Annotated in this window: 13 protein-coding genes; 9 read left to right on the top strand and 4 right to left on the bottom strand. The window is 46.1% G+C overall.

All coding sequences use genetic code 11. The features are described 5' to 3' along the window. Positions 1-30: 30 nt before the first annotated feature. From ACYVJM_RS07775 to ACYVJM_RS07765, 3 genes are all read right to left on the bottom strand, one after another. A complete protein-coding gene (locus tag ACYVJM_RS07775; RefSeq protein ID WP_461147621.1) occupies positions 31-1521 on the bottom strand; it encodes a hypothetical protein in 1491 nt (496 codons plus the stop codon). A gap of 129 nt (positions 1522-1650) precedes the next feature. Beyond that, positions 1651-2094: a hypothetical protein gene (locus ACYVJM_RS07770; protein ID WP_012927835.1), complete on the bottom strand. Its 444-nt coding sequence runs from the start codon at positions 2092-2094 to the stop codon at positions 1651-1653. A gap of 98 nt (positions 2095-2192) precedes the next feature. Beyond that, the gene (locus ACYVJM_RS07765) at positions 2193-3701 is read right to left on the bottom strand and encodes a hypothetical protein (protein WP_461147620.1); all 1509 of its coding nucleotides are present in this window, start codon (positions 3699-3701) and stop codon (positions 2193-2195) included. Between the two features lie 301 nt (positions 3702-4002). Between ACYVJM_RS07765 and ACYVJM_RS07760 the strand changes: the two genes are divergently transcribed. Then, complete coding sequence (locus tag ACYVJM_RS07760) at positions 4003-5790, top strand: Ig-like domain-containing domain (protein ID WP_461147619.1); 1788 nt, start codon at positions 4003-4005, stop codon at positions 5788-5790. Positions 5791-5795: 5 nt separating this feature from the next. On the opposite strand, the gene ACYVJM_RS07755 is transcribed toward ACYVJM_RS07760, so the two are convergent. Continuing rightward, a complete protein-coding gene (locus ACYVJM_RS07755) occupies positions 5796-7178 on the bottom strand; it encodes a TlpA family protein disulfide reductase (protein WP_461147618.1) in 1383 nt (460 codons plus the stop codon). Positions 7179-7352: 174 nt separating this feature from the next. Here ACYVJM_RS07755 and rsmA point away from each other — a divergent pair, with 174 nt between their 5' ends. From rsmA to ACYVJM_RS07715, 8 genes are all read left to right on the top strand, one after another. Further along, the gene (rsmA, locus tag ACYVJM_RS07750) at positions 7353-8159 is read left to right on the top strand and encodes a 16S rRNA (adenine(1518)-N(6)/adenine(1519)-N(6))-dimethyltransferase RsmA (protein WP_461147617.1); all 807 of its coding nucleotides are present in this window, start codon (positions 7353-7355) and stop codon (positions 8157-8159) included. An 85-nt stretch (positions 8160-8244) separates the two neighbouring features. After that, a complete protein-coding gene (gene mgtE, locus ACYVJM_RS07745; protein ID WP_461147616.1) occupies positions 8245-9597 on the top strand; it encodes a magnesium transporter in 1353 nt (450 codons plus the stop codon). A gap of 16 nt (positions 9598-9613) precedes the next feature. Beyond that, a complete protein-coding gene (locus ACYVJM_RS07740) occupies positions 9614-10171 on the top strand; it encodes a GNAT family N-acetyltransferase (RefSeq protein WP_461147615.1) in 558 nt (185 codons plus the stop codon). A 145-nt stretch (positions 10172-10316) separates the two neighbouring features. Then, positions 10317-11498 (top strand): small-conductance mechanosensitive channel, encoded by a 1182-nt coding sequence (locus tag ACYVJM_RS07735; RefSeq protein ID WP_461147614.1) that lies wholly within the window; start codon positions 10317-10319, stop codon positions 11496-11498. A 57-nt stretch (positions 11499-11555) separates the two neighbouring features. After that, positions 11556-12233: a DUF1361 domain-containing protein gene (locus ACYVJM_RS07730; protein WP_461147613.1), complete on the top strand. Its 678-nt coding sequence runs from the start codon at positions 11556-11558 to the stop codon at positions 12231-12233. Between the two features lie 36 nt (positions 12234-12269). Beyond that, positions 12270-17594, top strand: coding sequence for a trifunctional serine/threonine-protein kinase/ATP-binding protein/sensor histidine kinase (locus ACYVJM_RS07725; RefSeq protein WP_461147612.1), 5325 nt, complete (start codon positions 12270-12272; stop codon positions 17592-17594). 676 nt (positions 17595-18270) lie between these two features. Continuing rightward, positions 18271-20112, top strand: coding sequence for a CHAT domain-containing protein (locus ACYVJM_RS07720; RefSeq protein ID WP_461147747.1), 1842 nt, complete (start codon positions 18271-18273; stop codon positions 20110-20112). Next, entirely contained in the window at positions 20093-24007 is a 3915-nt protein-coding gene (locus ACYVJM_RS07715) for an nSTAND1 domain-containing NTPase (protein ID WP_461147611.1), read from the top strand. The genes ACYVJM_RS07720 and ACYVJM_RS07715 overlap by 20 nt, the downstream gene beginning before the upstream one ends. Positions 24008-24017 lie beyond the last annotated feature (10 nt).

Raw genomic sequence — 24017 nt, 5'->3', positions numbered from 1 at the left:
TTTAGTGACTTTGACTAACGCCACTAAGGTCTAGTAGTCCATTACTTTCGGGAGCCGCTCGCGAACGAACCGCTCGGTGCCTTCCGAAAATAACTGAATAAATTTATCCGCTTCGGTAGCATAGGCTTTGCCTTCGGCGGTTTTATTGAGTGTCTGGTCAAGGTCATCGACGATGTCGAGTTTTACATCGGACTCACCGCCGAAGATCCCTTTCTTTTTCGGCTCAAAACCCCGGACGGTATGGCCTAGGTTAGCCGCATCGAGCAGAAATGGCTCAAACGACCGTTTGTTTTGACGCATTTCAACCAACCATTGCCGAAAAGCTGCATCGAAATTTTTGACACTGTTGAAAAAACCTGAATTCAGGAAAGAAGTAGAAATCTGCGGGTTTCCCTTCGACCACTGCACCGTTCCGGCCGCCTGGCGCAGGCGCTGGCTCAGGTAAGTGCTGAACAGGGCCATTTTCGAGAGGGGCAAGTTGATCACTTGCTTCGTGGCACCGGCAAGGTTGCCCAGCTGTATACTGATGCCATCCTGCTCGATCCCAAACTCTTTATATACCGGGTTGGTAGGTCGTCCGTTCGCCACGGCCAGGCTGCTGTCGTCGGTATTCATAAAGTCGACAATGGCCAGGGCCGATGCCATTTCCACAAAGTGGGCTTCGTTTTTCTGCCCACCCGCACCGGGGTCGTAGGTATACGCTTTCGTCTGGTCGTCGCCAATGTAATAAAGCGCGTTGACGGAGGGGTTAACGCCTTTCTGGTAATAGTTCAGCGCGGCTTTGGTTTTGGCAATGAACGAGGCCGGATCGATAAGTTTATTCTCATTGGTCGTCAGGCTAAAATACGGCATCACCGTTACCGCCCCGATTTTAGCATTAGTTAGAAACGCCGGATTCGGAATCTGACCAATGGCCTGAGCGCCCCGAATGTTCTTGAGAAGGATGGGGAAGCCAGCCGCCCCCGTGCCGCCAAAAATAGAGCTGACAATGAATATCCGGTCATTGGCCCCAAAGTTTTCGGCAAAGGCCTGAAACACATCCGAGTAACGAAACTGGTTCAGTACCGTACTGCCAATATTGGGATTGCCAACGAAGCCAATGTCCATTTTGGTTTCCAGATTTTCTTCCGAAAACAGCAAACTGGCAAAGGCTTTACTGGGACCGTCGAGTCCTTCGTAATTGATGTAATCCCGAAATTTCTCCTGTTGAACGCCCTGTAATTCAAAGACGTAGGTATCGGCAATGGTTGCGTTACCGCCAATGGACCGGTTAAGGGTTTTTATTTCTGTACCAAAGAAGCCCGCTGTTGGTTTCGTTTGTAAACCCGCCCGAATGTTGCCGTATTCGCGCAGCAGATCTTTGGTTCTCAGCAGGTCGTCATTAGTAGCGTGAGGGTCCAGCACAATGGGGATAACCTCGTCTGTATTGTTGAGTTTCACGCCCGACGCCAGCAAAAACGTGAGGGCTTTCAGCACCCGAGAGCCGGTTCCGCCAATGGCGAATACAAATAATTTAGCCATGTTTTTTGTTTTTGGGCCACAGCGATGCACGGAGAAACTCGGAGTTACACAGAGAAAACTTCGCTCTTTAATTTAAAAAAGAGCTCTGTATAACTCCGAGCTTCTCCGCGCGTCTCTATGGCTAACAGTTTATTTCGAAGGCCACAGCATGGGCCGATGTTTGGCGTTCTTACTGAAATTTTTCAGCACCATAGAAATGATAAAGAAGATTAGCGCCGTTAGCAAGGCCATCTCAAAGGCATAGCTGAGAAATACACTGACGCCCTGATCGAAGAGGGTGCCCTGGTCGGGGTCGGCTTCGTCGCGGGCAATTTCCTGGTTGGCTTTCTGGTAACAGGTGATGAGCGTAATGACGAAGAGAATCAGCGCACTAACGCCCATCATCAGCAGCCAACTGCCCATACCACTAAAACTTACCTTGTTGAATGGCCAGATGTAAAAAGCAAACGCAACGAGGAAAGCAAGACCAATGGCCGTCCAGGTCAGCGGTGAAAGCAGCTCTTCCTGATACAGATCTTCGAGCAGGCTGCCATTAACGAACAGGTTGTAAAAGTTATAAAGTGATTCTTCCATGGATTAAAGAGCGAAAGAGCGAAAGAGCGAAAAGAATGAATGAGTGAAAGAGAACTCGCGTCGGCTTTTTGCTCTTTCGCTCTTTAAATTTCTCTCACTCATTCTAAATTAATTATTAGCGTGAAATATTCGGTTTGGTTGTTGGGGTTGTAGGCGCGCTCGACACCCTGTAGCAGGTTCTGAATACCAAAGGTTGAATTGGCATCCGGAGTGGCATCGTCGGTTGTGTTGGTGCTGGCGATCCACCGGGGCGGAAACTGGCGACGTAGCCGGATGGTGGCTGTCCGCTCACCACGAGCCGGTTTTTCGGCTGTTAGTAGTAGTTTATGCGTGGTACCATTGGCCCCGGAGTAGGCCTGCACCGCCGAAACCTTAAAGTTGTCCTTACCGTCAACGGTGTACTGGCCGGGATCGGTCAGTAACGACGTGGGCAAACGTAGTGCCGATAAGTCGACGGCTATCGGAATCGTCAGGCTCTTGTCAGTAACGTCGGGCTGTATGTTTTCCAGACTGTGGATGGCTTTGGCGTGGCTGCGGACTTCCTCATCCGAACGTTTGAACCGGCCTTTGCGGGCGGGATCATTCACCAGTATGCTGTAGAACGGCGTAATGGCTTTGGTATCCCGGCCAAAGAACCACGAGTCGGAATAGCCGGGTAACTGGTCGAAACGACGGATGGTCTGGTACGTATTGTCCTGATACAGCCGCTGCATGGTCTCATTGCGGCCAATCAGGCAGAGGTAGTAGGGGCGTTCGCCCTTGTATTTCTTCTTTGCGTTATTCCAACTGTAGTACGTGCCGTCGAAGTCGGATTTTAGCTTTATAACCAGCATCGAGTGGGTACTGGCGTAGGGGTTAAAAACCGTTGTCAGCAGCGAGCTGGCGGCATCAAGGGTTTTCTGAGCGCTCATTCCCGCCAGACTCGGATCGGAATAGATCAAATCCGAAACCAGTATGCTCAGATCATCGCCGGCGGTATTTCGTAGAATGTCACTGAAAATACCTTCAAAGTCGGTACTGCTGGTTTTACCTTTCGTTTTGGCGACCGTAAATATGTCATTCTGTTTGAAGAACTGGGGCAGCGAAAGGCCCAGGTCGTTGATTTCCGTATTTACGACAAAGAGCTTTCCCTGGCCGGGGTTTACCGCATCGAATTCGGTCAGCACATCGTTGAGTGTCCGTTTGAAGGCACCATTTCCACCGGGAGCGTCGTAAGGAAACATGCTGCCGCTGGCCTCGAGATATACTTTCAGGCGAAGCGGTTTGCTGGACGCTACGGCTCCTGAAAGGGACACCGTGGGTGTTTTACCGTCTTTTGCCAGTTTCCGGTACGTTCGATTGCGTTTGATATAAGCCACCAGCGCCGATTCGTCAATTTTGCCGTCGGGGGTCAGCAAGGCTGCCGTTTTTTTATCATCGCCGAGCGTCTTGCTTTCCTGCGAAACAAAAACGCGCAGGGCATCGGCTTCGGTCACGTCAATGGTGTTGTCATTCTCCAGGGCACTACTTATCTGTTCGTCTAGTTTATCGACCGGACTGGAACAGCCAGTCAACGCGCCAATGGATAGAATAAGAAGAGACAACAAACAAAAACGGGTGTGACTCATGAATTGTAATAAAGTTTAGCAGACTGCCGGGTAAAGGCAGAATAGTGCATAACGGGGGTTTGTAAAAGTATCAAAATTAGAAATCCTTACTCAGGCTAACCGGCCATTGGCACAAGTGGCCTTAAATTTTCTTAAATTTCTATAGAACGTAACGAAGCTAAGGCCCATTTTATGTCAATCGGTACGGATTAACGATGAACGGACGTTTACCTTTGTAGGTATCGTATTGTCTTGTGGAGACAAGGCATGCCTTGTCTCCACAAGACAATACGATACAAGATTGATTATTGAATCTACTAAAATGTCGTTTCGCCACGTTGTCCTGAGTTGTTTACTGGTTCTTCCGATTCTGCTTCAAAATTGCGCGCAGGTGGCTCAACCACCGGGTGGTAAGAAAGATACCCTGGCACCAAAACTGGTGAGCAGTATGCCTGCCCCTCGCCAATTAAATTATACCGGTAAAACCGTTGAACTGGAGTTCGACGAATACGTTAACAGCGAAAATCTTCAGCAGAAAATAACGATTACGCCCCAGGATAGTAATACGTTTATCGTGAAGTCGCTGCCCCTGGGTATCCGGCTGAGCTTCAACAAACCGTTCCTGCCTAATACCACGTACACGATCGACTTTGCCGACGGCATCAAAGATATTACCGAACGAAACATTGCCAAAAATACCAAAGTAGTATTTAGCACCGGGCCTGTTATCGACTCACTCTACCTAACGGGAAATGTGGTGGACGACGAAAGTCGCGAACCCTTGCTGGGTTTTGTGGTGGGACTGTTTGCTTCGACAGACACGTTGCCCATCAACCGAAAACGCCCGCAGTACTTTGCCCGGACAGATAGCAGCGGTAATTACCGGATCGAAAACGTAAAAGCCGGACCGTATAAAGTGTATGGTTTCGACGATAAGGATTTGAATCTGGTGAATAATACGCCGGGCGAGCGAATCGCTTTCCGGGATAGCGTCCTGAACCTGACTCGAAACTATACGGGTATTGATCTGGTAGCCTTTCGCGGCTATGGGAAACCCAGGGTAAGTCGGCGGGAGCGCACCGACGAAACGCTTGGACTGGAACTCAGCAGCGGTATTGCCAGCTATAAACTACGATACGGCAGACCCGTATCCACGACGGCCGCATCCACGTCGGCCGCATCCACGACGGCTGTTTCCACGACGGCTGTTTCCACGACGGCCGCACCCACGTCGGCAACGTCTACATCTGCCACAACAACGCCGGTTGCGTCAACGGCATCGACAGGAAGCTACACGGGCGACACGCTGGTTTCATTTCTAGAGAATCCGAAAATGATCCGGCTTTTTCGCCCTGCCAACCGGGCGGCTGACGATACGCTGCACCTGACCGTTGTTGCCGAGGATTCGGTAGGCAATGTGACAGAACTGAGAGAGCGGATTTATTTCTCTCCCCTGAAAACGAAAGCTAAAAACCGAAGCCCGCTGACGGTTCAGGTAACCCCGCCATCGAACGAACCGATTGACAACAATCTGGAGTTTACGCTGGTCTTCAGCAAACCGATCTTTACCTATAAAACCGAGCGGATCATCATCGGACCCGACAGTACGAAGCCGTTCGTCCTTACGCCCGCCAACATGACCTGGACGAATAATAAATCTCGCCTGGTTATCAGACAAAAGACAAACCTGAAAGATACGCTGCTGTTTCGATTGCAGAAGGGGGCGTTCATCAGTGTTCAGGGCGACACGCTGGCCCGCTATTCGGCCCGCTACATCATAGCTGAAGAAGATAGCTACGGTCTTATTGCGGGGCATGTGAACCCGGCCATTACGGGAGCCGCCGGGAATAAGTTCATCGTTGAACTGCTGGACGACAAGTACAGCGTAGTTCGGTCTTCTTATGGAACACCGTCCTATAGTTTCGGTCGACTGAAGCCGGGGTTGTACCGTGTTCGACTGATTATCGATGCCAACGGTAATCGAAAGCGCGACATCGGCAATGTCCAGAAGGGCGTCCAGCCCGAACGAATTATTTATAACCCCGGCACCGAAGAAAACGGGGCAATCCGCGTGAAGCAGAATTTCGAACTAACGGACATTGATTTCTGATTGGTTTAGTTTTCAGAATAGATCTTGATACGCTCCACCCAATTTGTGCCAAATGGAATTTTCATGCGGTTTCCCTGGGGAGTGATGAGCACTTTAGTCGGAAACTCACCTACGCGGAATTGTTTGATAAACGCTTCATTGGCCATAACGACAGGGAAGGTGTAGGCTTGTTTCTTCATGAACTCCCGAACTTTCGGCTCGCTGTCGTGGGATGCTGCTGTAAAGACAACAATGTTTTTTGGATTGGTCTTCACCAGATCGCTATAGAATTTCTGAAAACGAGGGAGTTCTTCCACGCAGGGTTTACACCAGGTGCCCCAAAAGTCAATCAATACCCACTTGCCCCGGTATTGCGCATAGTCAATGGTTTTCTGGTCCAAGTCGGTTAATCGGAAAGATTCTGTCGGCTTTAGCTTGGCATTCAGTTGTTGCGTCCAATAGGTCTGGAAGGGCGTTTTAGCATAAACTGATTTGTGGTAATAGGTTTTGAGTAAGTCGATATTTCCGGGATCCGCTAATGTCAATTCGGTTAAGACCTTTATCACAGCGGTCGTATCGCCTTTAGCCAATAAGAAATTGGCATAACGCGTATGGAAGTCCGCTTCGCCATTCAGCAGGAACACGGATTCGTAGAAGTAAGCTGAACTTACCAGCCGATCCGTGTCGTCGGGACCCATTGATGAGGCTTCTTTGAGATACGCTTCTGCCTCATCAGCCTTATTTTTTTGCACGGCTTCATTTGCTTTCGTCAGGTTGACATAAGCCATCAGGTAACGGAAATAAGCTCGGGTCGTGCTTTGCAGGCGGTCGTCGGTAGCTTGATAATAAATGCCATTGACCGCGTGTTCAAGCCGTTGTTTCGTTCGTGCAAAGAGCGTATCGGCCAGTGCAGAATAGACAGGATACTTCTTTAGCTGGCCGTAGATCAGCAGCGAATAGCGGTCGAAGCGATTGCCAACTGCTTCTTCTGACCTGGCCTGTGCGATGAAGAAACCATTCATTAATTTCCTCGTTTTTGCGGTGTCCTTGAGTGTATTCTTTAGTTCTACCCACTTATACAACGGATAGACAGACTGCTGTAAAGCCAGCGGGCCGGTATACAGCTTTTGAAGAAGCCGATTGGTAAAAACGCTGTCATGGCCTGAACTGGCGGACTCCCTAAAACTCTGGGCAAAACTATCGTGAATCAGGAAATTTAGCATTGATCTATTCTCCAGCGCAAGCTGCTCCGCATAATAATAGGCCGAGTCCAGATTCTTCTGAGAAACAGATTCCTGAAATTGATTGAAGTAAGCACTCGCTGAGCGTTTTGGCGTCTGAGCAAAACACTGAAAGCCAGCTAGTAAGAAGAAGAAAATCAATCTTAAAGATGAGCGGATATGGTTCATAGAAGGTCAAGGTAAGCGTGAGTTTTAAACCAGCAACAATACTTCATTCCTTAGTAAATATTACCCATAATCTGAACATTAACAAGTTAGAGCTATGGGTAAACACTAATTATTCAGGCCTTGCCTCGTACCTTTGTGGCGGGTTAAAAAATCGGTCCTCAACCCGTCGGAACTATGTACGTTAAACCTAAAAAAGAACTCGGTCAGCACTTTTTGAAAGACCTGAGTATTGCCCGGCGCATCGCCGAACTGCTGACTGTACATGCCGGACCGGACGGCGTTCCGTATACCAAAGTGCTCGAAATTGGACCGGGTACCGGTGTCCTGACGCAGTTTTTGCTACAGAATAATCAGTTCGAGACGTACGTTATTGAAATTGACCGTGAGTCGGTCGAGTATCTCAAGCAGTATGTTCCGGCATTGGAAGGTCGTATCCTGGCCTCCGATTTTCTTAATATCCGCCCGGACTTACTGCCAACCAAGCAGCCGGACAACACGGAGTCTTTTGCCATTATTGGCAATTTTCCCTACAATATTTCAACCCAGATACTGTTCAAAGTACTGGACATGCGGGACCGGGTTCCGGAAGTGGTGGGCATGTTTCAGCGCGAGGTAGCGCAACGGGTAGCCTCCGGGCCGGGGAATAAAGATTATGGTATTTTGAGTGTGTTGCTGCAGGCCTGGTACGATATCAAGTACGAGTTTACCGTAGACCCAAGCGTTTTCAACCCGCCCCCCAACGTTTTTTCGGGCGTGATTTCGCTCAAACGAAACTCCGTTACCGATCTGGGTTGCGACGTGAAGAAGTTTACGCAGGTGGTCAAGCACGGCTTCAGCCAGCGTCGGAAAACGCTCCGAAACGCGCTTAAACCCCTTTCGCCACCCGAAACCGCCCTTGCCAGCCCGTACATGAACAAACGTGCGGAACAACTGAGCGTGGCTGAATTCGTAGCGTTAACAAGATTGATGTATGATGAATGATGTATGCTATAGAAGGTATGGAATCAGGCCACGATAGGCTATGTCATAAATCCTATAGCATACATCTTATTTCATACAGCAACCAATGACTTTCGAACTCACAAAAGAATACCTCGACCAAATCCAGTCGGCTATCGACACGGGCGACGATGCCACGCTGAGGGCGGAGATGGAAGAGCTTTTTCCCGCCGATATTTCGGGTATTCTGGACGAACTGGAACCCGAGTCGGCGCATTACCTGCTCAGTCTGCTCGACAAAACCGTTGGTGCCGAGATCCTTGCCAACATCGACCAAACCGAGCGGACTAATTTGCTTAAGCTGTTCACATCGGCCGAGATTGCCCCCTTCATCAACCAGATGGACTCGGATGATGCCGTCGACGTGCTGAATCAACAGCCCATTCAGGTACGCGAAGAGGTCATTGGTTTTCTGGAAGATCGGGAGCAGGCCCGCTTTATCCTGGACTTGCTGCATTACGAAGATGGCGTGGCGGGGAGCCTGATGCAAAAAGAGCTTATCCGGATCAACGTTAACCTGACCGTCAATGCCTGTATTGAAGAGATCCGCCAGCAAGCCGAAGATGTAGAAAACGTGTATGCGGTTTATGTGGTCGATGATGTGGGGAAATTGCTTGGGCTAGTCTCGCTGAAAAAGATCGTTCTGGCCCGTAAAAACGTCAAAATCGCGGATATCTACGACGACGACATTGTCTTTGTCGAAACCTATCGTCCCGTTGCCGAAGTGGCCGAGGTGATGCAGAAGTATGACCTGGATGCCATTCCGGTCGTAAACGTACAGCAGCGGCTTCTGGGCCGAATCACCATCGATGACGTGGTGGACGTAATTACGGAACAGGCCGAAGAAGACATTCAGGTTATTTCCGGTTTATCGGGCGAGATTGAGGAGGACGACAGCGTTTGGCAGCGGTCGAAGGTGCAACTGCCCTGGCTTGTTGCCGGAGCGATTGGAAGCTTGCTGGCAGCAACGGTCATTAACGGATTTCAAAGCGAGCTTGGTAAAATAGCAGCACTGGCGGCCTTCATTCCCATTATTGGGTCGACGGGGGGGAACGTTGGTATCCAGACGTCCTCCCTCATTCTGCAAAGCCTCGCCGACACCTCGGGCCTAAGTATAAGTCTTGGGAAACGATTGCTCAGAACATTGCTGGTAGCGGTCATCAACGGGCTGGTTGTGGGCCTCATTGCCGGTGCCTATACCTTTATTATTAGAGAGCCGCGCTTGTTTTTTGTCGTGGCTACGTCATTGCTGGCGGTAGTGATGCTGGCGTCTTTTATGGGAACCGTAACGCCGTTATTACTCAACCGAATCGGTATTAATCCGGCAGTTGCTTCGGGTCCATTTATTACAACGGCCAACGACCTGATTGGTATCGGCGTTTATTTTTTAATTGCCCAATGGTTACTGGCCGAAGTTTAAGTATATTCCCAGTGCCATGACTATTCGTTTTGCCCAGCCTACGGATGCGCCCGCCATTCTGGCTGTTTACGCGCCCTTTATTACAGGCTCAACCATTACGTTCGAGTACGAAGTGCCCACCTTACCGGAGTTTGCCAGCCGTATCCGGGCCATCCAGCAGCAATTCCCGTATCTGGTTGCCGAGGAGGAAGGGCATGTGCTGGGCTATGCGTACGCATCCCGGCACCGGGACCGGCCTGCGTATCAATGGTCGGTCGAAACGTCGGTTTACGTACATCCGTCCGGACACCGGCGCGGAATAGCCCGACAGCTTTACACAACGTTATTTGCCTTGTTGCGCCGGCAGGGATATTACAATGCCTATGCAGGCATTACGAGCCCTAATCCCCCCAGCGAATTATTTCATCAATCGATGGGCTTCGCCTATATCGGAACGTACGCCAACATTGGCTACAAGATGGGGGCCTGGCACGATGTGTCGTGGTTCCAACTGGTGCTGCAACCACATCAGTTAAGTCCTATTCCGCCAGTGCCCATCGGGCATTTTCAGGGCGAGTTCAATAAAGGAGAGTAAATTTTGACGCGCAACTCGTTTCCGGTCTGAGATGTGCCTATAAACACGTAAACAATTGACAGTAATTTAGTTAAACTGACAACTTGTTTGTTTTGGTTTAAAAAAAGCGTCAAGTTGCTTCCAATTAATCTGATCCCGCTACTTCATGAAAAAGAAAACATTACTAATCATCTCATTCCTGTTTTTCTTTATTCTGCCCTTTCTGGGAAGCTACCTGAAATGGGGCGGTCTACCTCCCGGATATGGCTTGTTCCCGGCTCAAAAAGTAGCTGATGACCCACCATTTAATCAAACCTATTTTAATTTCTGTTCGCTGGTTGCCTTATTTATTCTCACCTTTTTGTTATTACCAAAATTATTCGGGTTTAAGAAAAAACCGAACGACGATGAAGCCGAGAAAGTAAGTGTCAGCTATCCGGTCTGGTTCAGGCCGGCAATTGTCGTTGTACTTGTCAGCTGGCTGCTAATGTGGGGTCGCTTCGACGCATTGAAGCCTGTGGATAATTTCACATTTGTGCCGCTATGGTGGGGGTTTATTTTTGTTCTGGACGGTATCGTCTATAAGCGAAATAATGGTGTATCCCTGATTTCGGCCAAGCCCAATACCGTAAAAATTCTGGCGGTTACATCGGCTTTTAGCTGGTTCGTTTTTGAGTATCAAAATTTCTTTGTCCTCGAAAACTGGTATTACCCTAATAATAATATCCTCAGTAATTTCGGTAATATCTCCTGGCAGCTGGTGTCATACACCACCGTACTACCCGCCATTTTTGAGTGGTACTGGCTGTTGCGTACATTCAAATCGATAAAGAACCGGTATTCGTTTGGCCCGGCAATCCGATTCTCGACTACAGGTCAATATATATGTCTGTTCATTGGCGGCATATCCCTGTTTTTGATGGGCTATTTCCCCAACGAGCTATTCTGGATGTTGTGGGTAAGTATGCTGCCGCTATTGGTCCCCGCAATGGCCATTTCCGGTTTCTGGACGCCCTTCACCGAAATTAGTAAGAAAGGCGACTGGTCATTTGTTGTTCTGATCGCCATCAGTACACTGTTGAACGGGTTCTTCTGGGAATTCTGGAATTTTGGAAGCGAGTGGTTCCACGACGATATACCAACGAACCCAAATTACTGGAAGTATTCCGTTCCTTACCTGGATAAATACCACCTCTTTTCGGAGATGCCGATTTTAGGTTATTTTGGTTACCTTTTGTTTGGTAATGCCTGCTGGTTATTGTGGGTTATCGTTGCCCGTTTAGTTGGTTTTGACGCATCTGTTGACGTTAACCAGGTGAGTGAAAAAAAAGTAGCCCAAGTGAATTGATCCACCGTACGTAGTAGAAGGACTTGGTCCTTCTACTACATTTTAGAACGTAAGAAAATGAAAAAAAGACTGCCCAAGGAATTTATTATACAGCTGGGTGCTATAACTGGCTTCAACTTTCTTGTATTATTTATACGCAATCTGGTGCTGGCTAATAATGAGTATAATTTTTTAATATGGAATCTATTTTTAGGTTTTACACCTTTATTAATCGCAATAATTCTATTCGAATTAAAAGTAAAGAAGATCAATGTTTTTTTTGTTTCAGGTAGTATACTTTGGTTATTGTTTTACCCAAATGCTCCTTACATGATAAGTGATCTCATACACGTAGATAAAACAAGTAGTTTGGTAGTTTATGACGCACTAATAATCTTTTCGTTTGCTATGCTGTCTGTTTTTTATGGATTCTATTCATTAAAAATAATGCATCAGCTGTATACACGGTTGATTGGTACAAAAGTAGCTAATGGCTTGGTCACGCTATCAATTCTTCTGAGCAGCTTTGGTATCTACCTGGGTCGTGTACTACGATTAAATTCATGGGATCTGTTTACTAATCCCCTAAGTGTAATCGAAAAAATAGTAAGTCATCTATTTCCCATTGGCAATAATCCAGCTACTTATGTTACGATTATATTATTCAGCTCAATTCAGTTTATCCTGTTAATAATGACAAAAAATATAGATGAGATGCAGGAAAAACAACTAATAAATGGCTTACCTGCAAAATAACGTAACACACGCTACTAATTAGCTTAACTTAACCTCATGATACGCGAAGACAATATACCAGGTTATAAACTTGATAAAATTATTCACGAAGGAAAACGTACTGTTGTCTATCGGGCTGTACGAATTGCAGACAAAAAGAGTGTACTTTTCAAGACGCTGGCAAACCCCTATCCAACAGCAACCGAAATCGCTTATTTGAAAAAAGAATATTCGTTGTTAAGCAGTATTGATGTAAACGGAATCAGTAAAGTATATGAACTGCTGAATTACAAGGGGAAGCCGATTGTCGTATTAGAAGATATTAATGGTCTGGTCTTATCTGACTATTTAAACGCAAATCGACCAGGCCTTGACGAGTTTCTTGATATTGCCATTAAGCTTACTACTATTTTAGGCAATTTGCATGCATTGAATATAATGCATAAGGATGTTAACCCTAAAAATATAATTATCAATATCCATACAAAAGATGTACTTCTGGTAGATTTCAGACTGGCTACAAAATTATCCCTTGAGCGTACATCTGCGCGTAACCCGCATATATTAGAGGGTACCTTACCGTATATATCTCCGGAGCAAACGGGCAGGATGAATCGCTCGACTGACTACCGGACGGATTTCTATTCTTTAGGGATAACTTTTTACGAGATACTGCTTGGGCTGTTGCCTTTTTCGAGCGAAGAGCCAATGGAATTAGTCTACTGCCATTTAGCTAAAAATATCACTCCACCGGTTGAATTAGATTCAAAAATTCCGAAGGTGATTTCTGATATTGTCCTGAAGCTAACCGAAAAGAATGCAGAAAATAGATACCAGAGTGCAATTGGCCTTAAGTATGACTTGGAGAAATGTTTGTTTTATGTTGCAAATGGGGCCGATGTTCCGGCTTTCCCGGCTGGAGAAAAAGACATCTATTCAAAATTCAACATACCCGAAAAGCTATATGGACGGGATCAGGATATTGCAAGTTTACTATATTTATTTAAGGAGGTATCCAGTGGTGGATGTCGACTTGCGCTGATCAGTGGTACGGCTGGTGTTGGGAAAACTGCCTTGATTAATGAAATACATAAGCCAAGTGTAAAAAGAAATGGGTATTTCGTTTCCGGCAAATTTGATCAGTTTAAAACCAACTCTCCGTTTAGTGCCTTTGCGCTTGCATTTGCCGAACTGGTAAAAGACTTGGTGAGTGAGCCAAGTTATAGATTAGAGAAAATTAAAGCTGAATTGATCAATGTTCTGGGCTTAAATGCTCCGGTTCTTATTGATCTCGTTCCTGAATTTGAATACATTATAGGGAAGCAGGGGCCAGTACAACCCTTAAATCCGGCAGAATCAAAAAACCGCTTTTTCTTTACACTACGTGAATTTATTCGTGTGTTTGCCACCCACGAACATCCATTGACCATTTTTCTGGATGACCTTCAATGGGGTGACGATTCTTCGCTTCACCTGATTACTGATCTCATTAGCACACAGATTCCCTACCTGTTCATTATTGGGGCTTACCGTGATAATGAGACGGGGCCGGGCCACCCGGTAAAGCTTACTATTGAAAAGATTAAAAAGCTGACTGACGTAAATGAGTTAAAGCTATCGAACCTGGAGGAAACACACGTTAATCAGCTGGTTGCCGACACCCTGAAAGCGAATCCGGAAGAAACTAAAGGGCTTGCCACGATAATCTATAAAAGAACGGTTGGCAATCCATTCTATGTGTATGAATTATTTAAAACGACGTTTACCCAGGGATTAATATTTTTTGATTACTTAAGTGGTAGATGGACGTGGAATATAAAGAAAATTGCTGAGTATAATATATCCAGCAACGTAGTTGACTTCATGGCAGCCAAGTTAAGTGAACTGCCCGAAGATTGCCGTAAATTGTTGGAACTGGCTGCCTGTATCGGAAATACATTTGATCTCAGAACGCTTAGCTCACTTACCAAAAAGAATGCATTTGATACATCTGTAATTCTTTGGCCCGCCCTTGAAGATGAGATTATAGTGCCTACTAATGAAGCCTATCGATTGATTATTGGTGATGACGATTTTGGCGTTTTATATAAGTTTCATCACGATCGTATCCAGCAGAGTGTTTATCAGCATATACCGGGAGAAAGCAGAAAAGTTCTGCACTTGAGAATTGCCAGGCTGTTGTTGGAAATAATAGCTGATTCTGAGAAGAGTGAACGTATAATTGAGATAGTAAGGCATTTTAATGAAGCTATCGACTTAATTGATGATGATACTGAGAAGCTTGATCTGGCTCGGATGAATTTACAGGCTGGAAGAAAAGCGCAATCAGCCGTAGCCTACACAGCTGCTCTGGCATACTTCAAAAAAGGTATTGATTTACTGCCGGATACATCGTGGGATTTACATCATCAGCTGGCATTTGACTTATATGCTGGATATGCCCAAAATGCCTATCAGACAAACGATTATGATACTGCAGAAAGGTGTATGAGCCTTTTGCTCGAAAAAGCCCGAACTACATTAGAAAAAGTTGAAATAGTATCGTTCAGAATACGGCAATACAATACTGTAGGGAAAGCAGAAGAAGCGATTCATTATGGTATAGAAGGGCTTGCGTTACTTGGCTATAAACTACCTGAAAAGCCGTCGGCGGCAGCTGTCCTGAAAGAAGTGCTTCTTGCTAAATGGTTGCTTGGCACAAGAAAGCCTGCTGCTTTATTAGATGCGCCCATATTGCGCGATCCGGAGAAAAAAGCTGCCGCAAGGCTACTAACCGAGATTGGGCCATCTGCTTTTGTTTTAGGTAACGATAGCTTGTATGGGTTGACTCAACTTAAAATTGTTAACCTTTCCATGCAATATGGAAATTGTGAAGAGTCTGCTTACGCTTATGTAGCGTTCGGTGCTGTTTTGTCAGAAGCATTTGGTGATCTAAAGTCAGCAGAAAGTTTTGGTCAGCTTGGCCTGGCGCTCAACGAAAAATTAGGTGATATAGAGTACCGATGCCGGGTAATTGCTGCATACGGCGTACTAACGCACCATTTTAATAAACACTGGAATGCAACCGGTGAATTTTTCAAAAAAGGTATAGAAGCCGGATACCTTTCCGGCGATTTATTTTATCTGGCCTATTGTGCTACTAACTGCACTGTATGGCAGCCCTCTCTTGATCTTTCCGCTTCACTTACTGATCAGAAAAAATACCTTAAGGTTGTGCTTGACACAAATTATACAGATGCCATTGATTCGGCAAAAATGAATTTGCAGTTGACAAAGAACCTGATGGGTCTTACAGAAAGTTTACAGTCTCTCAATGATGCAGAATTTGATGAATTACACTGCCTGGAGCAGATGACCCAACGGAAGTACTCTTCTGGAATTGGTATGTATCATATTCATAAAGCTTATATATACTTGTTTTACGGGCAGTATGAAAAATCTTATGAAGCCGTTAGGCAGGCCGATCAATATGTTAAGTCACTTGTTAGTCTAACTAACTTAACCCGTCTTAGCATAGTGTCCTTTTTTGCGTCTTCCGGCTTTCTACTTTCTGGAATTGATCCGCCAAAAGGTCTGCTAAAAAAGCGGATGAAAAGAGAGCTGGCTAAGATGAAGAAGTGGGCGGATTATAAGCCAACTAACTTTCGACATATGCAGCATCTGATGGAAGCTGAGATTGCCAATATCGATGATGATTTCGTAGGGGCTACCAAACTATATGAGAAAGCAATTCGCCTGGCGAGTGAAAATGAATGGCAGGCGGATGAAGCTTTCGCGAATGAACTGGCGGCAAAATTCTTTAGTCGACACGGAATAGATACGGCTTCGTCCGGTTATTGGAAAGATGCTTATTATTTGTTCAATAAATGGGGAGCGCAGGGTAAACTTAAATTTTTGCGGGAAGCGCATCCTCAATTATTTAAGACTATAAGGAACAGTGTGGCTGAAAATGGTAAAGACCTGATTCGGGATGATGGGGGAGAGCCGGTCTATGCATTGGATGTTGATACCATAGTAAAATCATCGCAGGCCATCTCGGGTGAGATCGAGTTAAAATCCCTTCTCAGCAAAATGATGAACATCATCATGATGAATGCAGGTGCTGAAAATGGAATGCTTTTGCTAAAGCAGGATGATCAGCTGCTTATTCAGGCTTCTGCTTTAGCAGACGAAGTAAAAACAATGCAAAATATGGCTGTTGAAGGCAGTAAGCAGCTACCCCAAACAATCATAAATTATGTGTCTCATCTGCAGGAGTCGGTGGTTCTCTACGATGCTGCCAGCCAAGGCAAGTTCAGGAATGATGAGTACATCGTAAAAAATCAGACCAAGTCCGTACTATGCAGTCCAATCGTTTTTTTGAACAAGCTGTATGGCATCGTATACCTCGAGAATAATATATCGGTGGGTGCTTTCACCGAAGAAAGGCTAAAAATAGTGAGTCTGCTGTCATCCCAGATGGCCATATCGATTCAAAATGCGATCCTGTACTCAAATCTGGAAAACAAAGTACAGGAGCGTACGGTCGAAATACAGGCGCAACGCGACCAGACCCAACAGGCTCTGACCGAACTCAAAACGATGCAGACCCGGCTGATTCAGAAGGAGAAGATGGCTTCCCTTGGGGAACTGACGGCGGGTATAGCTCACGAAATACAGAACCCGCTCAACTTTGTCAATAATTTCGCCGAAATAAGTACCGAGATTGTTGATGACTTAATGCTGGAACATAGCAAACCGACCCGAACGCCTAAACTGGAGTCTGACCTATTGACGTTCCTGAAAGATAACCTCAGCAAGATTCACCATCATGGGCAGCGTGTGTCAAATATTGTTAAAGGTATGCTGGAGCATTCCCGTATCGGGAGTGGTGAGATGCAACCAACCAACCTCGGTGCGCTGGCCGATGAGTATATGTATTTGGCTTACAACGGATTGCGGTCTAAAGATAAAGAGTTCGGCTGCGAACTAGTTACGTATTATGATCCTGCGGTTTATACCGTCAATGTTGTATCACAGGATATCAGCAGGGTGTTTTTAAACCTGTTCAGCAATGCCTTTTATGCAGTTCGGGAGCGGAAAAAGCTGGAAGGAGATGACTATCAGCCTGTTGTTAGTGTGCGAATTAGTCAGGCAAATGGATTTGTTGAAATAATTATTGCTGATAATGGTGTTGGCATGTCGCAGAGTGTTCAGCAGAAGGTGTTTCAACCATTTTTTACCACAAAGCCCACGGGTGAGGGAACCGGTCTTGGTCTGTCACTCAGTTACGATATCATAACCAAGGGCCACCGGGGAGGGCTGCTTGTGCAAAGCCGGGAAGGGGAAGGAACGGAGTTCGTGATTCAGCTACCCACTTCGGCAGAAAGTGTCGTTTTGTAGTTGCCGGGGCTTCATTTGGTTTCGGACAACGTAGTTGTGAATGCAGCCAATTATGGCATTATGCCATAATTGGCTGCATTCATCGTTACCCGGCCTTCGACAAACAGTGTTGTATCGGTCCTAAACGTACGGCGACAAACTACCCTAATTGGGTCAATATCCGGAACGTCTTCCAATCACAATAGTCTACGCGACCCGGTCACTCGTTTTCCTTTGCCTGTATAAATGAAGAACGGCCACGGCCGAACATTCCAGGACACTTCTTTAAACGCAAACGTCGCTTTTACCGAGCCAACCGTTGGGGAACCTGAACTAGGGTAAACTCCAGCAAGTCTGGGTTTATCGGGCCTACAGCCAAAAATTTCCAAGCTAAAAATAGCCCAGGGTGGGTAGTCGGCACAACCACTTCGTGCGTAGCGGAGGGGCCTTGGAACGTTATTTTCTATTAAATATATATACTAAACAGCTTTATCGGCTTTTTTTTCTACCACTAAATAAAAAGGTAAGCGTTTGAATCATAAATCTCTGATTATCAGAGGTACTATTCGCTAACTTGGCTTTGTTCACGAAGATTGGACACTTTATCAATTAATCAATTCCTGGGGCGATTCATTGCAAAAAATGTACTCATCATTAGAGGACGTACTCTTAGTGACATACCACGAGTAATCGAAATATCAGGCAAAACAACGTTACTATTATGATTCCTGTTTTACTGTTTGCATATGCCAACGATAAGGACGAGCAACTCCCGGCGCTGGAGCTTGAGAAGAAAGCGATTGCGGCTAGTCTTAATCCTTTAAAGAGGGCCAACCTGATAAATTTTGAAGACAACCATCAAACCACTGAAAGCCTTGCCGATGCATTGCTGAAAAATCAGCGTGTTTGTGTGTTTCACTTTGCCGGCCATGCCAACAGTCGTCAGCTTTTATTTGAAGACCAGCGGGCTGATATTAAGGGTATAGTACCGATGCTGAAGTTACAGAAACAGTTGTTTCTGGTGGTTCTCAATGGCTGCTCAACTGCCAGTCAGGTGAAGCGTTTACTGGATATTGGTATCCCGGCAGTAGTTGCAACCAGACGGCCGGTCAATGACCGGCTTGCCCAGGAGTTTGCGCAGAATTTCTATGCGTCATTGGCAGAAAGCAAAACACTTACCGAGGCTTTCGAATTCGCACTTGCCCGTCGATCAATGAACGAATCGAATCTGGAAATAAGCGCTACCCATCGCGGAATAAAGCTTATTACTCAGGATGGACAGGCCGATGAACTGGCCTGGGAACTAAGCTACCTGCCGGAGAGGAAACGTGAAGTTGAACAGTGGGTATTGCCCAGGGGCGATGAACCGGTACGGGAGCCGGAAGAAAACGTTCTGCGGCTGAATGACGAAGTAAATGAGTCACTCGTTGAAACGCTGAGTGAAATTGTTCAAAAGTATCAGCCAGATAAATTAATACAGGCGGGTGGAAGTCGATCTGTACAAAAAGTTTTGTTTGAATCGCTGCCCTATCCTATTGGCGTTCAGATACGGGAGTTACTGGCTACTGATCTCAAAAACGGCAGTGATCGGTTAAGTTATTTTGGTACAAAACGTCTGCTTCGGCTGGTCAATGCGTTCGAGGTTATAACAGAACTACTACTGTATGTACTTATGGCGCAATTGTGGAAAGGCATGCATGAACAGAAATCTAATTTTGAGCTATCTGATTCATGCCGGACAATTTTGCGTGACTATTTTAACCGGTCATCCGGAGTTTTTCGAAAAACGGATGTGCTGCCCATTATCAGAGCCATCAGAGAGGTATTGGTAATGAATCAGGTGACTGTTTTTGTGGATGAAATCGATGAGCTGAAAAACCTGGTCGAAGAAGATATCGAGTTTAAGGAAGCTTATGGGTTTTTGCAGGTAATGAAACAGGCAAAATACGACAACCAATTAAAGGCTAGTTACTGTAAGGATGCTGAACGCCAATTTATTAACCTGCTTCGCCGGGTGGGGTTCATCACGCGATATAAGCTCCTCAACATTCGCGAGATCTTTGTCATAAAGCGTCGCGCCCTCCACTTTGGCTATAATCATATTCAAATTGCACTGGATCATCGTATGGTAGAAGAATTTGCCGAGGATGTGTTTACCTCCGAAGACTGCTACGATGACCATTCCATACTACTGATAAAAAACGAAGAGATACAGCTAGTACCCAGTACTTTACAGTTAGATAAGAAGCATAAAGTGCTGAAGAGTCCAACGGTAGATTATCTCAATTTGTCTCCATTCGTCATCGACAATAACTCATTGAAAGAAGAGCAGGACATCGACATGCTTTTCTTCGAATGTTATGACAATGATCGTAACGTATACATCTATAAACAGATCGAGAATCTCTCAAACGAAATAGCCATACCTGACATGGAAAATCAGGTGCATCGGAAAAGGCGGGTAGGGCCTGTTGTGTCGGTATTCGAAGAGTTTGTCAACGCGTTCAACAGCAACGGTCATGGTAAAGACACAGAATAGTCCATTCAAATTTCTTGATCCCTACGATAAATCGGACGAGAACGAGTTCTTTGGCAGAGATGCGGAGGTAAACCGGTTGTATCAACTGGTTTGCAGCACGGGCTGCCTGCTGATTTACGGCCCTTCCGGCGTGGGTAAGACAAGTCTCATCCAATGTGGTCTGGCAAATCGCTTTCAGCTTTCCAACTGGCAGGATCTACACATCCGGAGACTACATAACATTAACGAGTCACTACGAAAGGCTATCAGCAATGAACTGATCGACCACATCGAAGATATTGATTCGCTGGATACAATTCAGTTGTTGCACCATCTCTACCTCGATTATTTTAAACCAATTTATCTGGTCTTCGACCAGTTGGAAGAGCTTTACATTTTAGGTGATGCAGAAGAACGAAATCTATTTGCTTCTACGCTGAAAAAGATTGTTGGTGACACGTCTATAAAGTGTAAAGTTATTCTCGTTATGCGGGAAGAATTCATTGCCAGACTGAGTAAGCTGGAGGCAGAGTTGCCCCAGCTAAAACAGATGCGCATGCGGGTTGAAGCCATACCGGATGAAATACTGCGGGATGAAGTGATTCCTAAAACGTGTCAACACTTTTCTATTGAGTTGAATCCTGAGCCCCGCCAGGTTGCAGAATCTATTGTCAATCAAGTTAAAGGGCGTGATGCAACGGTTAATCTGCCGTATCTGCAGCTTTACCTGGACCGGCTATGGCATATGTCAGTCAAAAGCGAAGGGGTAGACAATGAAAACAGAGACGATAGGCCCGTGACGTTTTCGGAAGAACTGGTCGTCCGGACTGGTGATGTAGGGCACGTACTCGGTTCTTTTCTGGATTCGCAGCAAAAGAAAGTACTTGTTGAATTGAAAAAGCAATACCCTGGCGCCAATTTGCCCAACGATTTGCCGAAGCAGGTTGTCAATGCTTTTGTTACGCCCGAAGGAACGAAATTGCAGCGTCAAGGCTATCAACTGCGTATTGCGGGCGTAGATCCGGTCATTGTTCAGTCCGCTATTTTACTGCTGGTCGATGCCCGGATCATTCGGCAGGACGAGGACCAGTACGGGAAGACCGAACACGATATCTATGAACTTGCACACGATGCGCTGGCCAGGCATATTCATGACCACCGGTCGGACAGTGAACTGGATTATATTCGAACCAAAAATTATATCGATCAGGTCTTTCAGCTAACTGAGCGGCCGGGTGTGCCACCGCGCCGGTATTTGAATGAAGATGAACTGGCCTCTGCCCATACCCACCGCGCTCGCCTTAAGGATGAACTGGAGCCAAAGATTTGGCAATATGTAGATCAAAGCAAAAAAGCCCATGAAGATGAACTGCAACGCGATCTGAAAGAAAAGCTTCAAAAAGAAAGAAAGCTGAAACTGATTGGTTTTGGAGTCGTCGGTATAGTAATAGTTGCCCTTATAGTAACGATCTTGTTGAGTAGACAATTAAGTGACAGTAAGCTAAAATTAAACAAGGATGAGAGTAGTCGATTAATTCAACTGCTGGATGACTACGAAACCCAAAAAACAGTTGGTGGTTCGGCCAACGATATCGGTGAATTGTATGACAACCCCACGTTGGTCAGGCAGATTGCAGTCAAAGCGGCCGGCATGGTCGAAAAAGATACCAACGAACGCGCAAAAGAGTGGATTCAACGGTTAAAAAAATCGAAAAACGATAACTTCTTTTATCAACTGTCTGTCGACACACACCTACCGAGTCCAATTACAGGGTTTACGGAAGATGGGAAACTATTTGCGGCTATAAATCCTGATGAATCATTGGCCGCGTCGGTAAAGAAACCGTCGATAGGATTAGCGGTGTGGTCGGTTGGGGATGCCAAAGACAGCTGGCTGGCCCAACCAGTAAATGATCTTTCGCCCTACACACTTGTCAGTGTTAAGGGGGGAGCGGGGAAGGCAGTCGTTACTGTGTTGACAGCCAATCAGTTGGACGTACTTGCTAAACTAGCTGATGCTGGCTTGCCTGATAGAAGACAACCATTAAAACAGTTCCGATTAACGAAAACCCGATTACTGGGCTTTACTGGTGAGAAGGCCATTGGACCATCCGACACATTAACGGCCTTGTCTATTGATGGGAAGTCAAAACAGGCTCTGTTAAGCTTTTCGGACGGACGGGTTTATCGCTGGCTGCCTAAAAATGGAACAAAAAGGCTCCAGTTACTCAATTTGCCTTCGGGCCGGTCGGAGCATATCGTCAAAATAATATTGCCCTACGGTGCCAGGACGGTCATCCGGATCAAAAAGAACACCAACTCGACCAACGAGCCGGGTAACACCAACGAACTGGCATCGGCCTACCTCGTCGAACGATCAGATGTCGACCCAAGTCATAGGAGTGCCAGTGAATTGGTAACAATACGCGAACTGCCTAACCTGGCCTTAACTGCTATTAGTGCATCGGTGTCAAATAGCAATCCTGAATTTCTGCTTGGGGCCAGACCGGGAGAGCGGTCGAACGTAATTCATTATGCCCGGCATGATTTAACGGAGGTTGCTATACTCGGCCATAGTCATCCGATTTGTGGCACCGATTTTTCGCCGGATGGAAAGCTTTTTAGTACTACTGATGCGGCCGGGATTATGCGGGTTTATTCGACATCTCAGCAACGGGACAACCTGCCCATTGCCAATCTGCTGCCCATCGAAAAAGCGTCTTTGAATATGCCGCTTGATGACACTGAACTTGTTGATGCTTTATTTGAATCATCCGACTGGAGTCGATTAACGCAAAACCTTTTCAAAGCCGAAGAGCATTATCACCGACAACATAGTCTGGCCGATAAGTTTGCTGCGATGCTGAAAAAAATCGGCAATCCAGCGTTGCTGCATCAGCAGGACCCCGTGAGAGTATATCGTTTCTGGCTACGATTACTGCCAAATCTGAATGAAGAGATTAACCCCCAGGTGCAAAGTGGGTACCACGAGCTGTCTGAAAGTCTAAAGACATACCTGCAGGGGCTTCCGCCTGAAAATTACCAGAGAATCGTCGATACAACGGGGCAGAATCGCTATAAGCAACAGGCAAGCGGGATCATAGAACTGTTCGCGGCATGGGCTGCTAAAAACCCGTCTGTCATCTCCTATAAGCTCTTGAGAACGACCACCGAGCTGGTACAAATGGACATTGATACGTTGACAGAAAAAGACCGGCTAAATATACAATCCATTATTGATGTAGCCTGTCGGCCAAAAAAGCTGTTGACGGATGCAATGCAGATGTATCAGTTGCACGAACTGGTCTTTCAGCTGCATGCCAAGACAAAAGCGGACAAACCCTATCAGGATGCCACAGATTGTCTGGCCCAACAATTATCCAGCCTTTCTGCCACGGCTTTTAAACGCATTGAAGGGCTTGACTACCTACTGTCGACCAAAGATCGAACCGGAACTTGGTGGAGTATTCTTGCCCGGGAATACGAACGGCGTAATCATAAACCCTATTCCGTTAACGATCACCTGATTCTTATTTATGGTTCGTTAGCCTTTTATCAGACGATAGAGGGAAATTATGATGAGGCTATCAAAACCGCCCGCAAAGGTGTTCAGCTTAAACCTGACGATAAAACGATACCTACCGACTGGATTAAAAGTAATTTGGCACTGGCTCTCTTGATGGTTGGTCAACTAGAGGAAGCTAAAGCTATTTATCAGGCGTACGAAGACAAACCGTATACGTCTTACCGGTACCGGGTGTCGAACATTCTATTTCGACAGGCTTTCCTCGATGACCTTGTTGAATTGGAAGACAGCCAGAAAAATAATTTGTCTGCTGAACAGAAGAAACGTATAAAGGCTATTCGGCAAATGCTTCAGTCTAAGCAGGGCAATGCTTCTCTGGCCAGCAAATGATGGATACTGG

The sequence above is a fragment of the Spirosoma pulveris genome, from assembly GCF_054781875.1.
This window is presented reverse-complemented; position numbering and strand designations above follow the sequence as displayed.

What these genes read in the sequence shown, in the direction of transcription:
- ACYVJM_RS07755 (WP_461147618.1), bottom strand. Translation starts at nt 7,178, where the DNA reads ATGAACCATATCCGCTCATCTTTAAGATTGATTTTCTTCTTCTTACTA.
- ACYVJM_RS07775 (WP_461147621.1), bottom strand. Translation starts at nt 1,521, where the DNA reads ATGGCTAAATTATTTGTATTCGCCATTGGCGGAACCGGCTCTCGGGTG.
- mgtE (WP_461147616.1), top strand. Translation starts at nt 8,245, where the DNA reads ATGACTTTCGAACTCACAAAAGAATACCTCGACCAAATCCAGTCGGCT.
- ACYVJM_RS07730 (WP_461147613.1), top strand. Translation starts at nt 11,556, where the DNA reads ATGAAAAAAAGACTGCCCAAGGAATTTATTATACAGCTGGGTGCTATA.
- ACYVJM_RS07740 (WP_461147615.1), top strand. Translation starts at nt 9,614, where the DNA reads ATGACTATTCGTTTTGCCCAGCCTACGGATGCGCCCGCCATTCTGGCT.
- ACYVJM_RS07770 (WP_012927835.1), bottom strand. Translation starts at nt 2,094, where the DNA reads ATGGAAGAATCACTTTATAACTTTTACAACCTGTTCGTTAATGGCAGC.
- ACYVJM_RS07735 (WP_461147614.1), top strand. Translation starts at nt 10,317, where the DNA reads ATGAAAAAGAAAACATTACTAATCATCTCATTCCTGTTTTTCTTTATT.
- rsmA (WP_461147617.1), top strand. Translation starts at nt 7,353, where the DNA reads ATGTACGTTAAACCTAAAAAAGAACTCGGTCAGCACTTTTTGAAAGAC.
- ACYVJM_RS07760 (WP_461147619.1), top strand. Translation starts at nt 4,003, where the DNA reads ATGTCGTTTCGCCACGTTGTCCTGAGTTGTTTACTGGTTCTTCCGATT.
- ACYVJM_RS07715 (WP_461147611.1), top strand. Translation starts at nt 20,093, where the DNA reads ATGGTAAAGACACAGAATAGTCCATTCAAATTTCTTGATCCCTACGAT.
- ACYVJM_RS07765 (WP_461147620.1), bottom strand. Translation starts at nt 3,701, where the DNA reads ATGAGTCACACCCGTTTTTGTTTGTTGTCTCTTCTTATTCTATCCATT.
- ACYVJM_RS07725 (WP_461147612.1), top strand. Translation starts at nt 12,270, where the DNA reads ATGATACGCGAAGACAATATACCAGGTTATAAACTTGATAAAATTATT.